This window comes from Terrabacter sp. BE26 (genome assembly GCF_041941675.1).
In the GTDB taxonomy this organism is placed as follows: Bacteria; Actinomycetota; Actinomycetes; order Actinomycetales; family Dermatophilaceae; genus Terrabacter.
Map to the genome: position 1 here is coordinate 2,889,003 of NZ_CP090122.1, position 21,150 is coordinate 2,910,152.

Annotated in this window: 18 protein-coding genes; 14 read left to right on the forward strand and 4 right to left on the reverse strand. The window is 69.9% G+C overall.

Features of this window, described 5'->3' with window-relative positions:
• The first annotated feature begins 7 nt into the window (after nt 1–7).
• The 8 genes from pth to LQK93_RS13375 all read left to right on the forward strand — a co-directional run bounded on the left by pth (nt 8) and on the right by LQK93_RS13375 (nt 9,108).
• Nucleotides 8–601: an aminoacyl-tRNA hydrolase gene (gene pth, locus LQK93_RS13340; RefSeq protein ID WP_374968263.1), complete on the forward strand. Its 594-nt coding sequence runs from the start codon at nt 8–10 to the stop codon at nt 599–601.
• A 335-nt stretch (nt 602–936) separates the two neighbouring features.
• Complete coding sequence (locus LQK93_RS13345) at nt 937–1,761, forward strand: 3'(2'),5'-bisphosphate nucleotidase CysQ (protein ID WP_374968264.1); 825 nt, start codon at nt 937–939, stop codon at nt 1,759–1,761.
• 65 nt (nt 1,762–1,826) lie between these two features.
• Nucleotides 1,827–2,672: a sulfate adenylyltransferase subunit CysD gene (gene cysD, locus LQK93_RS13350; RefSeq protein ID WP_374971509.1), complete on the forward strand. Its 846-nt coding sequence runs from the start codon at nt 1,827–1,829 to the stop codon at nt 2,670–2,672.
• Nucleotides 2,672–3,928, forward strand: a complete 1,257-nt coding sequence (locus LQK93_RS13355) for a sulfate adenylyltransferase subunit 1 (protein ID WP_374968265.1) — start codon at nt 2,672–2,674, stop codon at nt 3,926–3,928. The genes cysD and LQK93_RS13355 overlap by 1 nt, the downstream gene beginning before the upstream one ends.
• Nucleotides 3,925–5,151 (forward strand): glycosyltransferase family 4 protein, encoded by a 1,227-nt coding sequence (locus LQK93_RS13360; protein WP_374968266.1) that lies wholly within the window; start codon nt 3,925–3,927, stop codon nt 5,149–5,151. The genes LQK93_RS13355 and LQK93_RS13360 overlap by 4 nt, the downstream gene beginning before the upstream one ends.
• Nucleotides 5,148–6,620 (forward strand): adenylyl-sulfate kinase, encoded by a 1,473-nt coding sequence (cysC, locus tag LQK93_RS13365; protein WP_374968267.1) that lies wholly within the window; start codon nt 5,148–5,150, stop codon nt 6,618–6,620. Before LQK93_RS13360 ends, cysC begins: the two co-directional genes overlap by 4 nt.
• Nucleotides 6,617–7,591, forward strand: coding sequence for a sulfite exporter TauE/SafE family protein (locus LQK93_RS13370; protein WP_374968268.1), 975 nt, complete (start codon nt 6,617–6,619; stop codon nt 7,589–7,591). The genes cysC and LQK93_RS13370 overlap by 4 nt, the downstream gene beginning before the upstream one ends.
• A complete protein-coding gene (locus tag LQK93_RS13375; protein ID WP_374968269.1) occupies nt 7,588–9,108 on the forward strand; it encodes a flippase in 1,521 nt (506 codons plus the stop codon). The genes LQK93_RS13370 and LQK93_RS13375 overlap by 4 nt, the downstream gene beginning before the upstream one ends.
• 37 nt (nt 9,109–9,145) lie before the next feature.
• Here LQK93_RS13375 and LQK93_RS13380 read toward each other — a convergent pair whose 3' ends face one another.
• The 3 genes from LQK93_RS13380 to LQK93_RS13390 form a co-directional block, all read right to left on the reverse strand.
• Nucleotides 9,146–9,916, reverse strand: a complete 771-nt coding sequence (locus LQK93_RS13380; RefSeq protein ID WP_374968270.1) for a sulfotransferase — start codon at nt 9,914–9,916, stop codon at nt 9,146–9,148.
• A complete protein-coding gene (locus tag LQK93_RS13385) occupies nt 9,909–11,081 on the reverse strand; it encodes a Wzz/FepE/Etk N-terminal domain-containing protein (protein ID WP_374968271.1) in 1,173 nt (390 codons plus the stop codon). The genes LQK93_RS13380 and LQK93_RS13385 overlap by 8 nt, the downstream gene beginning before the upstream one ends.
• Nucleotides 11,082–11,156: 75 nt before the next feature.
• Nucleotides 11,157–11,969: a sulfotransferase gene (locus LQK93_RS13390; RefSeq protein ID WP_374968272.1), complete on the reverse strand. Its 813-nt coding sequence runs from the start codon at nt 11,967–11,969 to the stop codon at nt 11,157–11,159.
• A 273-nt stretch (nt 11,970–12,242) separates the two neighbouring features.
• Here LQK93_RS13390 and LQK93_RS13395 point away from each other — a divergent pair, with 273 nt between their 5' ends.
• From LQK93_RS13395 to LQK93_RS13410, 4 genes are all read left to right on the forward strand, one after another.
• Nucleotides 12,243–12,986, forward strand: a complete 744-nt coding sequence (locus LQK93_RS13395; protein ID WP_374968273.1) for a hypothetical protein — start codon at nt 12,243–12,245, stop codon at nt 12,984–12,986.
• Between the two features lie 296 nt (nt 12,987–13,282).
• Complete coding sequence (locus LQK93_RS13400) at nt 13,283–14,710, forward strand: O-antigen ligase family protein (protein ID WP_374968274.1); 1,428 nt, start codon at nt 13,283–13,285, stop codon at nt 14,708–14,710.
• A 277-nt stretch (nt 14,711–14,987) separates the two neighbouring features.
• On the forward strand, nt 14,988–16,262 hold the full coding sequence (locus tag LQK93_RS13405; RefSeq protein WP_374968275.1) for a phytase: 1,275 nt from the start codon (nt 14,988–14,990) through the stop codon (nt 16,260–16,262).
• A gap of 311 nt (nt 16,263–16,573) precedes the next feature.
• Entirely contained in the window at nt 16,574–16,888 is a 315-nt protein-coding gene (locus LQK93_RS13410) for an Ig-like domain-containing protein (protein WP_374968276.1), read from the forward strand.
• A gap of 309 nt (nt 16,889–17,197) precedes the next feature.
• On the opposite strand, the gene LQK93_RS13415 is transcribed toward LQK93_RS13410, so the two are convergent.
• Nucleotides 17,198–18,220, reverse strand: coding sequence for a hypothetical protein (locus LQK93_RS13415; RefSeq protein WP_374968277.1), 1,023 nt, complete (start codon nt 18,218–18,220; stop codon nt 17,198–17,200).
• On the opposite strand from LQK93_RS13415, the gene LQK93_RS13420 reads away from it, so the two are divergent.
• Both LQK93_RS13420 and LQK93_RS13425 read left to right on the forward strand, forming a co-directional pair.
• On the forward strand, nt 18,219–18,479 hold the full coding sequence (locus LQK93_RS13420; protein ID WP_374968278.1) for a hypothetical protein: 261 nt from the start codon (nt 18,219–18,221) through the stop codon (nt 18,477–18,479). The genes LQK93_RS13415 and LQK93_RS13420 overlap by 2 nt on opposite strands.
• Before the next feature lie 314 nt (nt 18,480–18,793).
• Complete coding sequence (locus LQK93_RS13425) at nt 18,794–21,148, forward strand: hypothetical protein (protein WP_374968279.1); 2,355 nt, start codon at nt 18,794–18,796, stop codon at nt 21,146–21,148.
• The last annotated feature ends 2 nt before the right edge of the window (nt 21,149–21,150 follow it).

Below are 21,150 nucleotides of genomic sequence, written 5' to 3' on the forward strand. Positions count from 1 at the left end.
GGACCCCATGGACACCTGGCTCGTCGTCGGGCTCGGCAACCCCGGGCCCGGGTATGCCGGCAACCGGCACAACGTCGGCGCCATGGCGGTCGACGAGCTGGCCGGCCGCGCTGTCGGCGGGCGCGCCGGGTTCAAGGCGCACAAGAGCGCCCGGGCCCGCGTGGCCGAGGCGCGCCTCGAGGTCGCGGGTCCCAAGGTCGTGCTCGCCGTCCCCTCGCTGTTCATGAACGAGTCCGGCTCTGCCGTCGCCGGCCTCGCGAAGTACTACGACGTGCCGGCTGACCGGACCATCGTGCTCCACGACGAGCTCGACATCGAGGCAGGACTCGTGCGGCTCAAGCAGGGAGGCGGTGAGGGCGGCCACAACGGCCTGCGCTCCATCTCCCGCTCCCTCGGCACCCGCGACTACCTGCGCGTGCGGCTCGGCATCGGCCGCCCGCCCGGCCGCCAGGACCCCGCCGACTTCGTGCTGAAGGACTTCTCCAGGTCGGAGCGCACGGAGGTCCTGCCCTTCCTGCTCGACGAGGGGGCCGATGCCGTGGAGGCCCTCATCGAGGTCGGTCTCCTCGACGCCCAGCAGCGCTTCCACGCTCCACGCTGAGAGGCTCCGCCAAGGCGGCCTCACCTGCCTTCCCCGGAGCCCCTCCTCGCTTCACCGGAGCCCCCTCCACGCGAGTCCCGTTGCCCGCACGGGACATCCGCTGAACGCGAGGACCGTGGCGCCTGCGGGCACGTCCAAATCGTGCGTTTGCCCAAAACCCCGGACACACCTGTCGCCCGGTCCTAGCATGAATCTCATTACGCAGCTGGGCACCGACACGGAGCCCAGGCGGAAGCGGGCCGGGGGGCCACGGAACGCGCAGACACCGTCACAGGTGCCACAGCGCGTGACGGTGATGCGACGCGTCCAACATCAGACGCGGCGGGGGGGACGACATGAGTTTTCCGCAGGGGCACAACGAGATTCAGGAGCACGACACGTCGTCGGGGGGTGACGACGGTCCGTTGTCGGACGCGCGTCTGGCGCGCCGGCTCGCGGACTCGGCGGGGCGCGTGCTGCTCCAGCTGCGCCGGGACGGGGCCGCCCTCGAGCCGGACGCGCTCAAGGCGGCGGGGGACCTGAGGTCGCAGCAGCACCTGGCGGCGGAGCTCGGACAGCACCGACCAGCCGACTCGGTGCTGAGCGAGGAGGCGACCGACGACGCCGCCCGGCTCGCGGCCGACCGGGTCTGGATCATCGACCCGCTGGACGGGACGCGCGAGTTCTCTGAGATCCCTCGGCAGGACTGGGCCGTGCACGTCGCACTGTGGGAGGCGGGCGAGCTCGTCGCCGGCGCCGTGGCGCGCCCGGCCATGGGTGACACCCTCGCGACCGACGAGCCGCCGGCCCTGCAGGCACGGGCCGAAGGCCCGATTCGCTTGGCCGTCAGTCGTACTCGGCCACCGACCTTCGTGACCGCTCTCGCCGCGCGGCTCGACGCCGAGCTGGTGCCGATGGGCTCCGCCGGCGTCAAGGCCACGGCGGTCCTGGACGGCACGGTCGACGCATACGTCCACGCCGGTGGGCAGTTCGAGTGGGACTCGGCCGCGCCGGTCGCGGTGGCCCGCAGCGCGGGACTGCACACGAGCCGGATCGACGGGTCGCCGCTTCGGTACAACCAGTCCGACCCTCGGCTGCCCGACCTCCTGGTCTGCCGTCCCGAGCACGCGGACCACCTGCTGTCAGTCATCGAAGAGCTCACCAAGGGGGAAGTGCAGTGAATCGGGAAGCGCCCGAATACCAGCTGAGCCAGCTCAGGGTCCTCGAATCCGAGGCCATCCACATCATGCGCGAGGTCGTCGCCGAGTTCGAGCGACCGGTGCTGCTCTTCTCCGGGGGCAAGGACTCGATCGTCATGCTGCGCCTCGCGCAGAAGGCGTTCCACCCCGCACGGATCCCGTTCCCGGTCATGCACGTCGACACGGGCCACAACTTCGAGGAGGTCCTGGCCTTCCGGGACCGCCGGGTCGCCGAGCTGGGCGTGCAGCTCATCGTCGCCAGTGTGGAGGAGGCGATCGCCAACGGCCGCGTCACCGAGCCGCGCGACGGGACCCGCAACCGCATCCAGACCCCGGTGCTGCTGGAAGCGCTCGAGAAGCACGCCTTCACCGCGATCTTCGGCGGGGCCCGGCGCGACGAGGACAAGGCGCGCGCCAAGGAGCGGATCTTCTCCTTCCGCGACGAGTTCGGCCAGTGGGACCCGAAGAACCAGCGGCCCGAGCTGTGGAACCTGTTCAACGGCCGGATCAACAGGGGCGAGAGCATCCGCGTCTTCCCGCTGTCGAACTGGACCGAGCTCGACATCTGGCACTACATCCGCGAGGAAGGCATCGAGCTGCCCTCCATCTACTACGCGCACGAGCGCGAGTGCTTCAAGAGCGACGGGATGCTGTATGCCGTCCACGAGCACAAGCGGCCCCGGCCCGGTCAGCAGGTCTCGACCGTCCGCGTGCGGTACCGGACCGTCGGCGACGCCAGCCTCACGGCCGCCGTGCGCTCGGACGCCGACACCGTCGACAAGGTCATCGAGGAGGTCGCGACCACCAGGGTGACCGAGCGTGGGGCGACCCGCGGCGACGACAAGTTCAGTGAGGCCGCAATGGAAGACCGCAAGCGTGAGGGGTACTTCTGATGGACATCCTGCGTTTCGCCACGGCCGGCTCCGTCGACGACGGCAAGTCGACGCTCATCGGGCGCCTGCTCTACGACACCAAGACCGCCTTCTCCGACCAGATCGACGCCGTCGAGAGGGCGAGCCGGGAGCGCGGTGACGAGCACGTGAACCTCGCGCTGCTCACGGACGGGCTGCGCGCCGAGCGCGAGCAGGGCATCACCATCGACGTGGCGTACCGCTACTTCGCAACGCCCAACCGGAAGTTCATCATCGCCGACACGCCGGGGCACATCCAGTACACCCGCAACATGGTGACCGGCGCCTCGACCGCCGACCTGGCGCTCGTGCTGGTCGACGCCCGCAAGGGGCTCGTCGAGCAGAGCAGGCGGCACGCGTTCCTGGCCACGCTGCTGCAGGTGCCCCACCTCGTCCTCGTGGTGAACAAGATGGACCTCGTCGACTTCTCGCAGGAGGTCTACGAGAGCATCCGCGACGAGTTCACGCAGTTCGCCGCCAAGCTGCGGGTGCCCGACCTCACCGTCATGCCGGTGTCCGCGCTCAACGGCGACAACGTCGTCACGCGGTCGGAGAACATGCCGTGGTACGAGGGCCCCAGCCTGCTGCACCACCTCGAGAACGTCCACGTCGCCAGCGACCGCAACCTGATCGACGTCCGCTTCCCCGTGCAGTACGTGATCCGTCCACAGTCCGACGCCTGGCACGACTACCGCGGGTACGCCGGCCAGGTCCTCGGAGGCACCCTCAAGAAGGGCGACGAGGTGATGGTCCTGCCCTCCGGGTTCACCAGCCGGATCCTCACCGTCGAGACCGCTGACGGAGAGGTCGAGGAGGCCTACCCGCCCATGTCGGTGACGGTCCGACTGGAGGACGAGATCGACGTCTCGCGCGGTGACATGATCTGCCGGCCGCACAACCAGCCGACCGTCACCCAGGACCTCGACGCGATGGTCTGCTGGATGGACGAGTCGTCCCCGATGCGTCTCGGGGGCAAGTACTCCATCAAGCACACGACCCGGACCGCGCGCACGATCGTCAAGGCGTTGCAGTACCGCCTGGACATCAACACCCTGCACCGTGACGAGCAGGCGGACCAGCTGGCCCTCAACGAGATCGGCCGGGTGCGGCTTCGCACCACGGTCCCGCTGATGGCCGACGACTACTCCCGCAACCGCAACACCGGCGGCTTCGTCCTCATCGACGAGGCCACCAACCGGACGGTGGCTGCGGGCATGATCGCCGACAACGTCCGGTGAACCTCGAGCCGGGAGACCTCAGGGTCTCGTCGCAGCCGGGCGCGGCAGCGGGTGCCGCGCCGTCCCGGGCTGCCGGGCGCGGGAGGCGGCCGCTGACCATCGCGATGGTCGGCCAGAAGGGGCTGCCGGCGAAGATGGGCGGCGTCGAGAAGCACGTCGAGGAGGTGGGCAGCCGACTCGCGTCCCGCGGCCACGAGGTGCTCGTGTTCTGCCGGTCGTCCTACGGCACCGGCACGCCGCACACCTACCGCGGCATGACCCTGGTCGAGGCCCCGACCGTCGCCACGAAGCACCTCGACGCGATCGTGCACAGCGCGGCCTCGACCCTGATGGCGCTGGGCCGGCGTCCGGACGTCGTGCACTACCACGCGCTCGGCCCGGCCCTGCTGTCCCCGGTGCCGCGATACCTCTCAGGTGCTGCGGTGGTGCTGACGGTGCACGGCCTCGACCACCAGCGGGACAAGTGGGGAGGGCCGGCGCGAGCCGTCCTGGGTGTCGCGCACTGGATGAGCGGCCGGGTGCCGAACGACACCGTGGTCGTCTCGCAGAGCCTGGCCGCCCACTACGGCGAGCACTTCGCGAAGGCGGTCACGTGCATCCCGAACGGTGTCCCGACCCCCGTCCTCACCGACGACAGCGCGTTCGCGCGGTCGCTCGGGCTCGTTCCGGGTCAGTACGCCCTGTTCGTCGGCCGGCTCGTGCCCGAGAAGCGACCCGACCTGCTCATCGAGGCCGTCCTGGGGAGCCGACGGATCCGGCAGGTGGCCATCGTCGGGGACACCTCCTTCACCCCCGAGTACAGCGCCCAGCTGCGCGAGCTCGCCGGCGACGACCCGAGGGTCGTGTTCCCGGGGTTCGTGGGAGGCCGACACCTCGACGAGCTGTTCCAGCGCGCCGGCGTCTTCGTGCAGCCCTCCGACCTCGAGGGCCTGCCGCTGACGCTGCTCGAGGCGATCGCGAACGGCAGCCCCGTCGTCGCGAGCGACATCGCCCCGCACGTGGAGATCCTCGGCGCCGGGTCACCGGCCCACCGGTTGTTCGCCCGCGGGGACGTCGACTCGTTGAGGGCGGCCCTGGAGCAGGTGCTCGCCGGCGTCCCTGCGGCCTCGGGCGACGAGCTGCGGAGCCGAGTCCTCGAGCACTACTCGTGGGACGCAGCGACCGACCGGCTCGAGGAGCTCTACGTCCGCACGGTGGACGCACGGCAGGGGAGGCCGCGATGACGATCACGACGGCCGTGCCGGTGCTCACCATGTCGGCGACGGAGATCCGCGACGTGGAGCTCGTCCTCGGCGGCGTCCTGCCGAGCGGGCACCTCCTGGGCGGTCCCGTCGCGGCATTTACCCGCCGGCCTGCCCGCACCGGCGGACCGGTCTGCGCCGGCCTGCTGGTCGACGCGGACCTGGCACGACTGGCGACGGCGGCCGGTGGCATCACCCTCGTCGACCAGGAGCACACCCCCCTTGCCTCCCTGACAGCGCTGCGGACCGGTCCCGCCGCCCTCGCCGACGGCGAGCAGGTGGTGGTGACCGGGACGGTCGCGCGGGAACGGCTGCGCGAGAGCGGACCCGATCGTGCGCTGGCCCTCGACCTCGACCTCGCGGGGGGTGCCTACGGCGGCCTGGTCGTCTTCGGCCGACCGGCCCTGACGTGGGACGACCGACGGCTCGAGATGTTCCTGCACGGCGTGCGCCGGGGCGACCACGGCGCCCGGGTGCTCGTGGTGGTGCCCGACCAGGCCGTCGACACCGCAGGGGTGCCCACGCTGCTCATGGCACAGCTGGCTGCTCGCTCGGTCGACCGGGTCTGCAGCGGGTGCGAGGGCGTCCGGGTCGACGTCGCGACCGCGCCGCTGCCGAGGCGTGACCCGGTCAGCGACGAGGCGCTCGTGGGAGCCCTCGCGGCGCACGTCGGCGCTCGCGACGTCCTCGTCCTCAGCGACGACCTGCGGCTCGACGACGCTGCAGAAGCGTGGCGGGAGGTGGTGGGCCTCCTCGACGGACAGCTCGACGGACAGCACGACGGACAGCTGGACGGTCGGCCCCAGGGTCGACGCGTCGACAGGCTGGACCACCACGTCGTGTCGGCGTGCCTGCACCCTGACGACCGAGCTGCCCTGAGCCGCTGGCGGCCGCCGCGTTCCCGGCGCGGTCTCGTCGTGATGTTCACGGGCCTGTCCGGCTCGGGCAAGTCGACCCTGGCTCGCTCCCTGGCGGCGAGGATCAGCCGCGAGACGAGCAGGACGGTGTCGCTCCTGGACGGCGACGTCGTCCGTCAGCTCCTCTCGCAGGGCCTCGGGTTCGACCACGAGTCCCGCCTGCTCAACATCCGGCGGATCGGTTTCGTGGCGGCCGAGGTGGCCCGTCACGGGGGCGTCGCGATCTGCGCGCCCGTCGCCCCCTACGCCCGGGCGCGCGACGACGTCCGCGCCATGGTGGGCGAGGTCGGCGACTTCGTGCTGGTCCACGTCAGCACGCCTCTCGAGGAGTGCGAGCGGCGCGACCTCAAGGGGTTGTACGCCAAAGCCAGGGCGGGGCTCGTCCCCAGCTTCACCGGGATCTCGGACCCCTACGAGGCGCCCACCGACGCAGACCTGACGATCGACACGACCGCGCTGTCCAGTGCCGCCGCGGTCGACCGACTCTTCGACTACCTGGCCGGCGGGGGCTGGCTGGAAACGGGGACCTCATGACCATCGACTGGCTCCTGGTCGCAGCCTCGCTGGGGATCGGCATCGTCGTCGGTCTCACCGGGATGGGAGGCGGCGCGCTGATGACGCCCGTGCTGGTGCTCCTGTTCGGCGTACCACCGTTGACGGCCGTGTCGTCGGACCTCGTCGCCGCGGCCGTCATGAAGCCGGTCGGCTCGGCCGTCCACCTCAGGCGCGGCACGGTGAACCTGGCCCTCGTGAAGTGGCTCTGCGTGGGCTCCGTGCCCATGGCCTGTCTCGGCGTCGTCGCGGTGAAGCTGCTGGGCGACGACGCCGCCATCCAGCACACCGTCCAGGTGGCCCTCGGGGTCGCCCTCCTGATCGCTGCCTTCGGCCTGGCCTTCCGTGCCTACACCAGGCTGCTGGAGCGGGCTCGTCGGCGTGACGGTCGAGCCGAGCCGCTCCCGCAGGAGCGGCCGGAGGTCACGATCCGCCGGCTGCCGACGATCCTGGTGGGTGCGGTGGGCGGACTCGTCGTCGGGATGACGTCGGTGGGTTCCGGCTCGCTCATCATCATCGCCCTCATGGCCCTCTATCCCGCTCTCCGTGCCAGCCAGCTCGTCGGGACCGATCTGGTGCAGGCCGTGCCCCTGGTCGCCGCCGCGGCGGTGGCCCACGTCTTCTTCGGTGACTTCCACCTCGCACTCACCGCCTCGCTCCTCATCGGCTGCGTGCCCGGAGCCTGGCTCGGGGCACGGCTCTCGTCCCGCGCCCCGGGCGGTCTCATCCGGCGGGTGTTGGCCTTCGTCCTCCTCGCCTCGGCGCTCAAGCTCCTCGGGCTCGGGACCACCGCGACCGGGGTCGCCCTGCTCGCCTCGATCCTCGTGGCCCCGACGGCGTGGATGGTCGTCCGGCGCGCCAACGGCTTCCCCGCCCTGGCCCGGAGCCAGCGCCGGGCGAAGGCGCGCGCAGCCTTCGAGCTCGGGGACGAGCGCCAGACCGCACCCCGATGAGCACCGATTCGTCCGTGGATGCCTCGACGGCGAAGTCGGCTCGTCGCGCCGACAGCGACAGGATGGCTCGGGGCGGCGGGCTGAACATCCTCGGCGCCATCCTCCAGCAGTCCGCCCTCTTCGCCATCGTGACGATGCTCGCGCACGTGCTCGGCAAGGACGACGTCGGGCGGTATGCCGAGTGCTTCGCGCTCCTTTCCCTGCTCGGCCTGTTGGCGCTGGCCGGATTCCGTTCCGGGCTCACCCGTTTCGTCGCGATCCACCTGGCCGACGCGGATGTGTCGCGACTGCGTGGCACAGTGCGGCTCGGGATGGGGATCACCGCGGGGGGCTCGCTCGCGCTGGCGGTGGCGCTGGGTCTGCTCGCGCCCACGATCGCCCGCATCATGGGTGACGAGCAGCTCGAGACGGGGGTTCGCCTGGTGGCGCTGACGCTGCCTGCGCACGCGCTGTCCGAGGCGGCGCTCGCGGCCACCCAGGGGTGGCGGACCCAGAAGGCGTACACGGTCATCGGTCGCATCTTCGACCCGGTCCTGCGTCTGGTCCTGACCATCGCGGCCCTGTGGCTGGGCTACGGGTATCTCGGGGCGATGTGGTCGCTGGTGATCGCGTCGTGGGTGACGGTTCTTCTCGCCCTGGCGGCGCTCTGGTTACGGATGAAGCACGTGCCGCAGGGCCGAGCCGTCTACACGATCAGGGACATCATGTCGTTCTCGATGATCAGCTGGGCGTCCGCTCTTGCCGCCACCGGCTTGATCTGGGCCGACACCCTGATCCTGGGGGCGATGACCGACGCCGGTCAGGTCGGCGTCTACAGCGTCGCGACGAGACTGGTCACGCTGGCGGTCTTCGTCCTGCCGCCCATCACGGCGACCTTCGCACCGCACATGGCCCACCTGCACCACTCCCAGGACTACGCCGGCGCGGCTCGGGCCTACGGCAGCGCGACGCGCTGGACGCTGCTCCTGTCGATGCCGGCCTTCGTCGTGCTGCTCGTGTTTCCGCAGCAGCTGCTCGCCGTCTTCGGCGGTGGGTTCACCGAGGGCGCGGCCGTGACGGTCATCCTCGCGTGTGGGCAGCTCGTCGGTGCAGCCGCCGGACCGTGCGGCGTCGTGCTCAACATGTCGGGCAGAGTCGGCCTCAGTCTCCTCGACAACGCTCTCGTTCTCGTCGCCAACATCGGGCTGAACCTGCTCCTCATCCCGCAGTGGGGCATCGTGGGTGCCGCAGTGGCCTGGAGCGCATCGATCATCGTCGTCAACGCGATCAAGGTGATCCAGGCCTGGAAGATCGTCGGCGTCCGCGCAGAGGGGGCCTCGACCGGCAAGATCATGCTGGCGGCCCTGCCCGCGGCGGGTGTGGGCCTGCTGGTCGACCACCTCATCGAGAACTGGGTGGCGTCGCTCGTCGTGGGAGTGACCACCTGTGTCGTGGTCTACCTCGTCTTCATCATGCTGCTGCGTCCGCACCCTGAGGACCTGCGCGCGTTCCGGCGCCTGCGTCACCGTCTGTCCTGACCCCCGAGGCCCGGGTCCGTGACCCGGAACCTCGGCGTCAGTACCCGAGTTCGCGCAGCGTCCGTCGTGACGTGAACCAGAAGAGCGTGCGCACCAGGGGATCGAGCTCGGCGCGGTACGTCCCGACCCGTGAGGCGTACACGCTCCCGTCGGTGCCCGCCTTCTGGTTCCGTGCAGCCAGCTGTCGGTGGTAGCGCTCCGGCACGTCGTGCTTCTGCCGAGCGAAGTCCAGGATCTCCGGCTCCCACTCCTCGCCGAGCCACTCGAGCAACCCGCGCAGGGTCTGCTCCGTGTCGGCCACGAGTCGGTCGTAGCGCAGCTCGAAGTAGGACCCCGGCGGCAGTGCCGCTCCGGCGTCCCGAGCCGCCTGGATGTAGCGCGGCCACTTCACCGACGACTTCACACTGGACCAGTAGCCGAAGCGCTTGCGGTGCGAGACCGCCACGTCGCGACCGTCCCTGATGACGTGGACGATCTGAGCGTCCGGGAACACCTGCATCAGGAAGGGGATGTGCAGCGCGTACCGGGGGCTCTTGTCCGCCCACCGTGTCTTCCCCCGCGATCGCGCGTAGTCGCTCTGGATTCCCTCGAAGAACAGGCGGATCCGCCTCAGCCACTCCTCCTGGGAGTAGCCGAACTGGGACAGCCGTCTCCAGTCCGCGTCGACGATCCGCTCGAGGTCCTCGAGGAAGCGCGTCTCCGGGCCGCAGCTGATCTGCGAGTGCGAGTCGAGCATCAGCCGCAGCATGGTGGTGCCCGACCGCTGGCACCCGACGATGAAGATCGGGCGGTGGTTGCTCTCAGACACGGCTCCTCGCCGCCCGAGGCTCGGCCTCCGCGCCCGCGTGCTCCAGCAGGTCCGAGTCGTCGTCGTCCCGCGAGCCGGTCGCGGGCGGGACCGGTGCGGGGTCACCGGGCAGCGGCGCGTGGCCGTTGAGCGTCTCGGCTCCGTGCGCGTCGGCTCCCATCACGTCCTCGTGCCGCGCGCCCTCCGCCTGCTCGTCGCTGCCGGCCTGGTCGGTGGAGGAGGCGGCGACTCGACCCCGCCGCAGTCGCGAGACGACCTCGACCAGGAGGACGAGCAGCACTGCGAGGAAGAGACCCACTCCCACGATGACGGGGAGGGTCGCGACGAGCGTCGCCTTCTTGTCGTCAGGGGTCGTGGGGCCGAGGTACACGGTGGTGTCGGACGTGGCGGCGGCCTTGAGCGCCAGTGCACGACGCCACTCCGCCTGCGCCTGCGTCAGGTCACCGCTCGCCGCCACCTGGCGCGAGTACAGGTCGTTGTACTCGGCGAGGATGGGCAGGAAGGCGCTCAGGCCCTTCTTGGCCGAGGCGATGGGGGCGTCCATGGCGGCAGCGGCGATCGCGTTCCCGCTCGCGCGCATGGTGGCCTGCTGCTGCTGGAGGGATGCAACCTGCGCCAGCTGGTTCTGGTAGACCTTCGGCGGGTCGGCCATCTGGTACTTCTTCGCGAGGGCGTCGAGGGCGGCGTTGGCCTCCTGCGCGGCCTCCTGGGCCCGGTCACGCGTGGCGATCGCCTGGTCCGCGCGCACGGTGAACATCTGCTTCAGGGCTTCCCGGGCAGTCGCCTCTGCCACCGCGGCCGACAGTTTGGCGTCGCGGCTGGTGAAGATCACCTGCAGGTCGCTGCTGGCCCCGATCGGGACCACCTGGATGCCGTCGGCCTGGTCCGCGGGAGTGACGCCGGTCTGGGCCTGGACCGCCTTGCGGATCTGCGGGTTCTGGGAAGCGGCGGTGAAGGCGGCGACGAACTGCCCAGTGGCCTGGGTCCCCGCGAACGGGCTGCCGTCGCTGTTGACGAGCGAGCCGGACGAGACCGTGGCGGTGGAGCTGTACGACGCCGGCGCCGACAGGATGAGTGCGGCGGCCGCGAGCCCGGCCAGCACGGGCACGGCGACGAGGATCCACCACCGCCGACGGGCGATGCGGAGGTAGTCGATGATCTCCATGTTGTTCCTACTTCCTCTTCGGTGTGGCGTCGGACCAGTGCTCGGTCGGGCGGAACGGCTGCTGCGCCTCGTGGCTCAGCGGTCGTAGGGCCAGGCGAACTCAATCCCGGGCATGGCGTAGAGCTGGTGGTTCAAGGGCGTGTAGTAGTCGACGAGGCGAGCGAACGTCTCGCGCGTCATCTCGCCGTACGGCTTGTTGGCGTTGCGCGCCTCGAGCTGCTCGCACCGGTGCGGCGCAAGCCCGAGGAACGCGAAGACGCGGTCCATCTGGCCGTGCGGGTCGGCGAAGAGCGACTCGCTCTGGACGACGAGGACCTGGTCCGGGCTGAAGAGCTGGTGAAAGGTGTGGAGCTGCTCGGCGTAGTGGCCGCGACGCAGGTACGCGTGGTACCTCCAGTGGTCCGCCGCGTACTTCGGGTCGGCCACGATGCGCGCCTCTTCCCCGGCGAGGCGTGACTCCTCGAGGTCGAGGGCGCGCTCGAAGGACTCGTCCTCGTGCCCTCGCGCCACCTCGTAGGCGTGGTGCGACCAGGCGCGTGCGATGGGATCACGCAGGCACATCACGATCTTGACGCCGGGCAGGGCGGCACGGATCCGCTGCGGGGACAGCGGATGGAACATGTAGTACGGACTCGACTCCCCGACGACGGAGAAGCCGTCCTCGACCTTCGGGAACTGCGCTGTGTACCAGCGGAACCCGCGCTCGAAGTTGACGTCGAAATAGTGGGTGCCCTTGCCGGACCTGCTCTCTCCCACCTGCGGGTGCAGCGTGATCCACTCGGCCAGCGAGGTCGAGCCTCCTCGCTTCGTCCCCACCACGAGGTAGCCGGGCAGCAACCGCTCACCGCGTGCCAGCCGCGACTGCAGCGCACCGAGAGTCGTCCCCATAGAACGCCGTGACATCAAAGATCTCCCCGCAGCCCGAGCGCGTTCCCCCCACGGCCCTTGTGACCCCGGCGTCGCCCGAACGCTTCCGAGATTAACTTGCGGCATGTCGTTGCACTGACGATTCGCCAATCCCGACGGAAACCTGCAGAAAGGGCACGCCCCTCGAGGCCCCGGAGTTACAGTCCTCGCGAGGAAGCCGGCACGGCACGCACCCCGGCGGACAACGACGACCGATCAGTGAGTTGCACCATGACGAGAACGAGAGAACTCACCGTGACTGAGGCGAGAGCGCGGGCAGCCCGGCACGGGACCGGGGGCGTGGGGCGGCTGGTGCTGTCAGGTGTGGCCGTCTGCGCCCTGACCGCCTGCACGCAGGGAGCGGGCGCCATCACGCAGGCCTCGAGGCCACCCGTCACGAGCCCGACCAGCGCGTCGACTGCTCCTGCCAGTCCGACCACGACGACGCCGAGCAAGGCGCCGACCTCTCGGGTTGCCACGGCTGCTCCGACCCCAGAGGTGGGCAAGGCCCTGGCCACAGCCATCGACGACCTCTCGAGCAAGAAGCGGAACCTGGTTCGGCTCGACGCTGCTCGCAAGCAGCTGCAGGTCGGCAACGACGCACTGCGACAGGCACGCACGTCCGTCACGTCCATCCGCAGCGCCGTCTACGGCACCACGCGCAACTGCGCCGCGGCTGGGGTGCAGAACAGCATCGTGCGGAGCAGGAGCTCGGCGGCGGTCGGCAACGCCAACGCCGTCATGAGGGCGGTGAGCTCGCGGCGTGCGCAGCTGGCCGTGCTGGCGGCCGCCGCCTCCAATGTCGAACGGCAGGTGGCCGCGCAGCGGTCCACGCTCACCTCGATGCCGAACGTCAGGGCGGCGGTGCTCGCAGCTCGGTCGACGGTGGCGACGGAGAGCAGCGCCACCAACAAGGTGAACGATTCGGCAGTCGCCTTGCGCAACAACGCCATCCAGGTGGCTGCCGGTGCCGCGCAGATCATGGCCAAGACCTGCTGATCCCCCACGTGACTGTGTTGTGCGCGCGTCCACGACTGTCGCTCAAGGCGATTCGTGGGTCCCGGGGCCGGCCACTTGGCCGTGACGTCCAGCGCTTCTGCCGTTGCGCCACGAAAGTGGGCACCTGCGGGGCATAGTGGACTGGCCAGGAGGTCTCTACCGATCTCGCCATGCAGTCACAGGGAAAGCACCGGGCCGGCATGTCATCAGCAAACGTCACAGGGCAGTGGGCATCTCGCGTTCGACCGCGGGCGGCACGAGGACGTCACGCAGGATCGGGGACACCCAGGGAGCCGGTGCTCGCCGTCGTGCTCCAGGTGGTCCTCGTGGTCCTCGTGGCGGCAGGGGCGGTCGTCAGCGGCTTCAGTTTCGCCAAGGGTGACAAGACCTTGGCGGTCCTTCCCGTGATCGCCGTCGTGGCCATCGGGCTGGGGCTGATGGCCCTGACCCGGTTCTCGGCGTTCGTGCTCCTGCTCCTGGGAGTACGGCCGGCCCTGGACCTGTTCAAGCTGAGCTCGAACGCGACGGGCACGGCGGCCGGCAACACCGCTTCACAGCGCGGCCTCGACCCGTCCAGCATCGTCGGTGTGCTGTTCCTGCTCGCCGCTACCGTCTGGCTGGCGGGTCGAATCCGGGATGGTCGAATGCTGCCCGGCTCGCGGCTGCGCACGGCGATGTTCGCCTTCTTGGCCACGTGCGCGCTCAGCGTCATCTGGTCGGTCCAGCGCCAGGCCAGTGCGCTGGAGCTGCTGCGCATCGGCACCGTGGTGATGATGTTCGTCGTCCTGGAGCAGCTCATCTCGTCTCGGGCCGCGATGATCCGGGTCCTGGTCACCTGCTACGTCGCGCTGCTCGTCCCGTTGGGCTACACCGTGTTCGGCATGCTGACGGGGTCGCCCAGCTCAGAGGTGAGGGGCAGCTTCACCCGGCTCACCGGGCCCTTCAACCAGTCGAACACCTTCGCCCGCTACCTCGCGTTCCTGTTGATCTTCGGCATCGCGGTGTATCCGTACGTCAAGCCCCGGCTCAAGCTGCTCCTTGTCGCGATGCTCTGTCTCTCTTCGGTGTTCATGCTGCTGACGCTGACGCGTACTGCCATCCTCGGATCCGTCGCGGGGCTGGTCGTGCTCGCCGTGGTGCAGAAGCGCAAGGTCCTCATCGGAGGGCTCGTCGCGATGGCGCTGGCGGCTCTCATCGCCCTCCCGGGTGTCGCGGCCCGTTTCGGCACCCTGGACGCCCAGAGCACGCCGCAGGGGACCCCGACCGGCAACACCCTGGTGTGGCGTCTGCACTACTGGACCGAGGTGATCCCGCTCGCCAACTCCAACCCCGTCACCGGCATCGGGCTCGCCTCGACGCAGTACCAGACCGACGCGGCCAAGCAGCCGCACAACGACTTCATCCGTGCGTACGTCGAGACGGGCCTTCTCGGCCTGGCCTGCTACGTGAGCATGCTGGCCGCGCTCGTCGGCAGCGCCCGCCGTGCCGTCCAACGAGCGCCGAAGGGCAGCCTCGAGAGCGGGGTGGCGGCCGGCGCGTTGGGCTGTGCGGTGTGCTTCGTCCTCGGGAGCATGGCCGCCAACGTCATGTCCAACGTCGTGAGCCTGTGGTACCTCATCGCCTTCGCCGCTGCGGCCGCCTACGTCTCGCGCACGTATGCACCGGGCGCCCACCAGCTGCAGCGGACGCCTGACGTGGGGGTCGTGCCCGCGAAGAAGGCCTGACTCGGCCCGTCGTTCCCAGGAGCAAGGCGCTTTCTTTCCCATCCCCGGAACGCGTTCTGCGTGCCGCCGTCCACGCATGTACCGGCGCGCGCGTCGATGCGTATATCGGGCGAAGAGGACGACTTCTGGCCAGATTTCCGGAATCGCACGCCACGGACCTTTCGGCGGTCCTACGGTCGATGAATTCGAAGCGGTGCCCAGGGACGTCGGTCGAGGGGGATCGACACACTGCTGCCGGGGGTGGCACGTGCTGGGCGCCCGAACATGGGGGGACGACATGGGGAGACATATCCATCGCCGGGCGATCGCCGCAGCGGGGGCAGGGCTCGTGGCCCTGGCACCGGCGGCGCACGCGGCGACCGCGGCGACCGCGGCGAGCACGGCGACGGTCGCCGCGACGGCCGAGACGATCGACAGGAAGCCGGCCGGCACCAACGACGCCGACGACCCGGCCTTCTGGGTGCATCCGAGCGACCCGTCGAAGAGCCTGGTGATCGGCACGGTCAAGGAGGCCGGTGTGGACGTGTACCGCACCGACGGCTCGCTGGTGCAGGCGGTGCCGATCCCGTCGGGCAGCCGCTACAACAACATCGAGGTCCTCTACGGGATCAACCTCGGCGGCACGACTCGCGACCTCGCGGTGCTGAGCGACCGGGGGACCGACAGGCTGCACATCTTCGCGATCAACGGCGCCAGCGCCTTGGCCCCTCTGAGCGAGGTCACCGCGAGCTCTGCCCCGCTCGTGTTCGGGGGCAGCAAGAAGGTCAACTCCAAGACCACCTACGGCCTCGCCGGGTGGCGCAACCGCGCGACCGGCAAGGGCGAGGTGTTCGTCAGCCAGGAGAACACGACCAACCTGGCCAAGCTCGTCCTCACCGATGCCGGTGGCGGGAAGGTGAGCTACCAGAAGGTCGCGTCCATGAGCCTTCCCGACCGCTTCACGCTGCCGAACGGTTCCACGTGGAAGCCCTGCTTCAACCCGAAGAACCCGGACTGGGTGGCCCACGCCGAGGGCATGGTCGTCGACCCGGACACCGGGACCCTCTGGGCCGACCAGGAGATCGTCGGCCTGTGGAAGATGACCACCGACCTGACCAACCCGGTGCTCGTGCACAAGCTGACCCGCTTCGGCCAGAAGTACACCGTCGTCAGCGGCAAGTGCAAGATCGACGCGAGCTCGCCCAGCTACGGGGAGTCCTACCTCCCCGGTGACCTCGAGGGCATCGGCCTCTACCGGGCCGGGACGTCCCCGAACGGATACCTCGTCATCTCGAACCAGCAGAAGTCGATCTTCACGGTCTTCAGCCGCGACGGCTCGAGCTACCTCGGAACCCTCGCCATCGGCGGCGGCGCGCTCGACGCGGTGAACGCCACCGACGGCCTGGACGTGATCAACGTCGACATGGGCCCGAAGTACCCGCAAGGCATGCTGGTCACCCAGGACGGGAAGAACGCCCCGGAGGGCGGGACCAACTTCAAGTTCACGCCGTGGCCGAGCGTCGCCAAGGCGATGGGTCTGGTGGTCGACACGGCGGGCACGCCGCGCAGCTGAGAGGCCGGCCTCGTGGGTCGGCCCGTGGGTCGGGCCGAGAGGGTCACCTCACGGGCCGGATTGGGGCAGATGGCAGTTCGGACCAGCCGCTCGGTCCTCGGGGTCAGGAGCGGCACGCAGGACACTCACTCACGGTGGCGCCGGGGCGGCTCCACCCGAACTCCCAGGAGATGGACATGCGCAGGGCTATGGCAAGGAAGAGCATCGGGGCAGCAGCCGTATCAGTCGCGTCGGTCACGGCACTCACGTCCGTGGGCCCGGCGCTGCCGGCTCAGGCGGCGACCGGCTACCGGGTCACGGTCACCTGTACGGTGCCGAAGACGCAGCCGGAACGACAGCTGGCACCGAACTCGTGCCTCAACTACGTCCCGGACGGGACGCAGACGTACACCGCGAAGGTGCGCGACAGCAGCGGCTCGCCGGTCGCAGGGGTGGTCGTGTCCTGGAGCGACTCGGACGCGCAGGACGCCCTGTTCCGCGTCAACCAGAACCCGTGCGTCACCAACTCCGCCGGCTCGTGCTCGGCCGAGCTGGTCGACCGGCACCCGAAGGCGGGAGAGAAGATCACCGTGACCGCGTCGGTCAAGGGCGCCTCCGGCACCGGTTTCCTGACGTTCAGACGCTGACTGCCCACGCGAGCGAGAAGGCTGCCGTATGCCGGGAGCCCTGCCTCGCGAACACGCCGGCCACGGGCGGTCGGCCCGGACCGCCGGCCCCGCATCGCGGGGCCGGCGGTCTCGTGTGGCCGGCGGCACCGGTCTGATGTCGGTCTGATGTCTTGGCGGCAGGACGGACGGGACGTCCGCCGCGAGCTCGGAGGGCAGGGAACGACGTTCGCCCCGGACGGGTCGACGCTGGTCGAGCCGTCCGGGGCGAACGGTTGCGTGGCTGTCGTCGTCGTGCCGGGTCCTCCCCCCGGGAACCGGCACAGAACCTCAGCGGGCGTTGAACCTGGCGAGGTGCCCGACTGTCTGGCCGGACACGTGGGTGAAGTCGCCGCCGACCCACAGCGCGTGGGTGTTCGGGTCGACCACGGCCGACAGGATGCCGAACGGGCTGTCCAGCGTGGGCGCCCACGGGGTGACCTGCCCGGTCGACATCGAGACCTCCAACGCCTTGCGCCTCGAGAGGTTCTTGTCGCACATGAAGGGCGCGCCAGCGCCGGTGTTGCCGACGCAGTAGTTGGTGAAGTGGCCGCCGCCGAAGACCGAGTCGCCGTCGACGGCGACAGCCTGGACGTCACCGTCCAGCTGGTAGACCGGCCGCTTCAGCGTGCCGTCCGCGTTGAGCAGGAGCAGATGACCCCCCGACCCGGCCTGGCCGACGTACACACCACGGGAGTCGGCGACGACGTCGAGGACCGGGAACTGCGAGCGGGGGACGAACCCGGCGTCGTTCTTCCCGGTGGCCGGGTCGACGGCGCCGAGGTAGGGGTAGGCCGCCTGACCGTTGAGGGTGGTGAAGAGCCCGCCGGCGTAGACCCGCCCGCCGTCGGCGCTGAGGGCCAGGGTGTTGACCTTGCCGTTGGCCTTGGGCTGCCAGCCGGAGCTCAGGGCGCCGCTGGAGAGGGAGAATGCCGCGAGCTTGGCGCGGGTCGCGCCACCGACCGTGGTGAAGTCGCCGCCGGCATACAAGGTGCTCGAGGACGCCGCGAGCGCACGCACTGGCTTGTTCATCCCCGGGTTGAAGGACTGCACCTGTGCCGAGGAGGCGCTCAGGGCGGCGATCGAGCTCCGGGCCGACCCGCCGACGGTCGTGAACGAGCCGCCCACGTAGACGGTGCTGCCAGAGACGGCCAGCGCCAGGACCTCGCCGTCGGCGGCCGCCGTCCACGACGTCAGGTCGCACGTGGCCACGTTGATCGCGGCCAACCGAGTTCGCGTCTGGGACTTGCCGAACCGGTCCTGGACCTGAGTGAAGGAGCCCCCGATGAACAGGGTCCCTCCGCTGATCGCCATGGCGCTGACGCGCCCGTTCGGTTGGGCGCACGGCCGCGCCGCGGTCTGGTCAACGGCGGCCACGGCGGCCGATGCCCCCATGGCCACCAAGGCGCTCGTGCAGAGCACGGCAAGCGGAAGTCGAGTTCGCATTCTTTCCCCCATTGAGACTGTGGTCGGCGATGACCGCGAACGCGTGCACAGCACGGCGCCGCGACTTCAGCAAAGTAACAGGCTGGCTTATCGCATGGTCCGCTATTGCAAATCCGGAATTGCGTGAGGTGTCTTTCGTTCGAAGAATGCCGGTCGAAAAGCGCATATGAGGTACTTGTCGGATTAGCGCAATGTGCGCATTCGCCTGCTGTCGACTTCGGCCAAAGTGCTTTTCGCGTTCTTCTGTGTTGCTAAGGTCCGTTTTATTGGTCCCGGGGGGGACCGGTGGCCACCAGTCGGTGCACCACCTGGGGGGAGGCGAGCCGGCGCTCGCTCGTGACGTACGGAGCGTTCATGAATGCATCTCGTGTGCATGCATCCAGCCGACCGGTACGAGGCCGTGGGGGACCGCCCGGTCGGTCACACAGAGGCCGGCTCGCCGTGGCGGGTGCTGCTGCGGCGACCCTGGTCGTGGCGGCAGCACTCGCCACGACGCCACCCCCGGCGTCGGCCGCGGTGACCCTGGCGCCGGGACCGGCGCTCTCGCCGAGCGCCGACAGCTCCTTCTGGGGCACCAACGGTCGGGTCGACGACATCGTCTCGAACGGGACCAAGGCCTGGATCGCGGGCGGGTTCGACTACGTCGGCCCGAACACCGGTCGCGCGGTGACGGTCGACTCCGGCACGGGCAAACGGATCCCGTCCTCGAACGTCGTCGACGGAACGGTCAACGCCTCTGCACCCGACGGCAAGGGCGGCTACTACCTGGCCGGTGACTTCTCCCGCGTGTCGGACCTGCGTCGGCAGGGCCTGGTGCACATCAAGTCCGACGGCACCGTCGACCGCGCCTGGCCTGCCTCCGCCGTGACGACCACCGTGACCGTCGGGGGGGTCGCCAAGGCGCAGACGGGGTCGGTCAGGACGATCGCCGTCGCAGCTGACCGCCTCATCATCGGAGGCGAGTTCGACGCGGTCAACGGCGTGCCGTCCCCACGCCTCGCCGCCATCGGGTTGGACGGCAACGTCATCTCGACGTGGCACGCCTCGGCCAACGCCACGGTCAACGCCGTGGCCGTCGCCGGCGACAAGGTCTACGTGGGTGGCTCGTTCACCACCGTCAACGGCGCCAGTCGGAACTACCTCTCGCGTGTGCAGCTGCTTGACGGCGCGACCGACCCGACGTTCCCGGTGTCGACCAACGGTGCGGTCTACGCCCTGGACGTGCGGGCGGGCGCGACGAGCGCGCAGGACACGGTCAAGGTCGGCGGCGACTTCACCAGCGTGACGAGCTCGGGAACCGTCACCACCCGAACCCGGTTGGCCGCGGTCGCCGGGAGCGGGGCGGTGGAGCCCTGGGCTCCCTCGGCGAACGGTTCCGTCAGGGCGGTGGCGAGCGACCCCGCCACGGGCACGACCTTCGTGGGCGGGATGTTCAGCCAGCTCAGCGGAGTGAACCGCACGCAGATCGGGGCGCTCGCCGTGAGCGGTGCCGTCACCGGTTTCGACGCCTCGCTGGCCGGATGCCAGGCCCCGCACACGCTGAAGTCGACGAACACGCTGCCTGCGTGCACCGTCGAGGTCCAGGCACTCCAGGTCACGGCAGGCACCCTCTACGTCGGCGGTGTCTTCACCACGAGCCAGGGCAGCCTTCGCCATGACGCGGCCGCCTACTCCGTCGCCACCGGACGGCTGACCTCGTGGCTGCCGATGCCGGGGGCGCGAGTGCGCACCTTCACGAGCCTGGGCGCCACCACCGTGATGGGCGGTGACTTCGTCAGCACCGGTGGCCAGTACCGCCGAGGCGTCGCCAAGATCGACCTCGCCACCGGCACCCTGGACCCGACCTTCAGGGCCGATGCAGACAACATGGTGCTGGACCTCGAGCTGACGCCGGACCGGACCAAGCTCTTCCTCGCCGGCACGTTCATGGCTGTGAACGGGGCGGTCCGCCAGCGCGTTGCTGCGGTCGATGCCACGACCGGGGCCCTGGTCCCGAGCTTCGCACCCCAGGTGAACCAGAGCGTCTTCACGGTCGCCGTGCGTCAGGGCTACCTCTACCTCGGAGGCCAGTTCACTGCGATCGGCACCGTGGCCCGACAGCACGCCGCCCGCATCTCTGCAGTGAACGGCTCTGTTGACACGACGTGGACCGCCAACACCAAAGGACCCACCGGAGCCCCCTACCAGGGGGGCATGGTCCTGTCCCTGGCCGTCGCTCCTGACAGCTCGCGCGTCTTCCTCGCCGGGCCGTTCAAGACGGTCAACGGAGTGGCGCTGCCGAACGGCATCGCTGCCCTCAGCGGCGTCAACGGGGCGGTGCTGCCCAAGCAGCTGGGCGGGGTCCACAGCTGCGGGACCCTGCACTGGATCAACACGCTCAAGCTCAGCGACGACGGGAAGCGGCTCTACGGGGGCGACGTCTGCCCCGACTGGGTCTACCAGTGGGACGCCGTCAACCTCTCGCAGACCAAGGTGAACGGCCTCAACTGGAGCACGTCCTGCGACGGTGGCATGCAAGGAGCGCTCGAGGTGAACGGGACCTTCTACTACGGCACCCACGGCAGCCACTGCTGGCAGTCTCCGACCTCATCCACGTCGATCGCCCAGCAGAGGTTCTTCGCCTTCCGGGCCAGCGACGGCGCGCTCACCGCCTATGCGCCACAGTTCGACTCACCGATGGGCGTGTGGTCCTTCGCAGCCGTCCCGCAGGGGCTGCTCGTCGGTGGCGACTTCACCGTTGCCGGTGACCGCAACACGGTGGCCCGGGGCCTGGCCCTCTTCCGCGGCACGCCCTGACC

What these genes read in the sequence shown, in the direction of transcription:
- LQK93_RS13385 (WP_374968271.1), bottom strand. Translation starts at nt 11,081, where the DNA reads ATGGAGATCATCGACTACCTCCGCATCGCCCGTCGGCGGTGGTGGATC.
- LQK93_RS13375 (WP_374968269.1), top strand. Translation starts at nt 7,588, where the DNA reads ATGAGCACCGATTCGTCCGTGGATGCCTCGACGGCGAAGTCGGCTCGT.
- LQK93_RS13355 (WP_374968265.1), top strand. Translation starts at nt 2,672, where the DNA reads ATGGACATCCTGCGTTTCGCCACGGCCGGCTCCGTCGACGACGGCAAG.
- cysC (WP_374968267.1), top strand. Translation starts at nt 5,148, where the DNA reads ATGACGATCACGACGGCCGTGCCGGTGCTCACCATGTCGGCGACGGAG.
- LQK93_RS13405 (WP_374968275.1), top strand. Translation starts at nt 14,988, where the DNA reads ATGGGGAGACATATCCATCGCCGGGCGATCGCCGCAGCGGGGGCAGGG.
- cysD (WP_374971509.1), top strand. Translation starts at nt 1,827, where the DNA reads ATGCGCGAGGTCGTCGCCGAGTTCGAGCGACCGGTGCTGCTCTTCTCC.
- LQK93_RS13420 (WP_374968278.1), top strand. Translation starts at nt 18,219, where the DNA reads ATGGCGCTGACGCGCCCGTTCGGTTGGGCGCACGGCCGCGCCGCGGTC.
- LQK93_RS13370 (WP_374968268.1), top strand. Translation starts at nt 6,617, where the DNA reads ATGACCATCGACTGGCTCCTGGTCGCAGCCTCGCTGGGGATCGGCATC.
- LQK93_RS13345 (WP_374968264.1), top strand. Translation starts at nt 937, where the DNA reads ATGAGTTTTCCGCAGGGGCACAACGAGATTCAGGAGCACGACACGTCG.
- LQK93_RS13390 (WP_374968272.1), bottom strand. Translation starts at nt 11,969, where the DNA reads ATGGGGACGACTCTCGGTGCGCTGCAGTCGCGGCTGGCACGCGGTGAG.
- LQK93_RS13415 (WP_374968277.1), bottom strand. Translation starts at nt 18,220, where the DNA reads ATGGCGATCAGCGGAGGGACCCTGTTCATCGGGGGCTCCTTCACTCAG.
- pth (WP_374968263.1), top strand. Translation starts at nt 8, where the DNA reads ATGGACACCTGGCTCGTCGTCGGGCTCGGCAACCCCGGGCCCGGGTAT.